The organism is Vibrio sp. 1288, from assembly GCF_033344475.1.
On record NZ_JAWPOX010000685.1, the window covers coordinates 1 to 633 of the forward strand.

At 45.7% G+C, this 633-nt stretch carries 1 pseudogene; it reads right to left on the bottom strand.

The window, feature by feature from the left end:
- A pseudogene (locus R8O11_RS28780) lies at window positions 1-633 on the bottom strand (NAD-glutamate dehydrogenase domain-containing protein); the annotation flags it as partial.

Here is a 633-nt window from a genome sequence, read left to right on the forward strand (position 1 = left end):
GCCGATTGAAGGCTCGATAGACGTGCTACTTGATGGGCGAGTTTTTCTTCTACCCCACGCTCCATCCATGTTTGAGCCAACTCATTGTGCTCTTCCACTTCAGATTCAACCAGCATGCTATCAAGAGTTTCAGTAATGACATTCACATCTTGTTTGTAGATTGCAATCAACTCACCAACGGTAGATTTACCGCTGCGATTACGCAGTAACCAACGAGCAATACGACGTAGTGCGCGGCGTACGTAGAACATGATCTCGTACTGTGCATCTGCCGTTGCAACGTTGTCTAACGCGCGAGTTTGCTTAAGAATTTCAGCAAGATCAAATATTTCACGAGCTGCACTGTAAGCATTTGCAATATCAACAACACTTGCGCCCGTTTCTTCTTGAAGACGAGTGACGAAGTTACAGCCCATTTCGTTAACCATTTGGTTTGCTAGCGCAGTCGCGATAATTTCTGCACGTAGCGGATGGTTAACCATTTGATCTTTATAGTTACGGCGTAACTCACTTGGGAAGTACTCAACCAGTTGTTTCGCATGGAATTCATCATTTGCAATGTCATCCGTCACGAGCTGCTGTTTCAGAACCATTTTGCCGTAAGCGACAAGCACCGATAGCTCTGGACGAGTA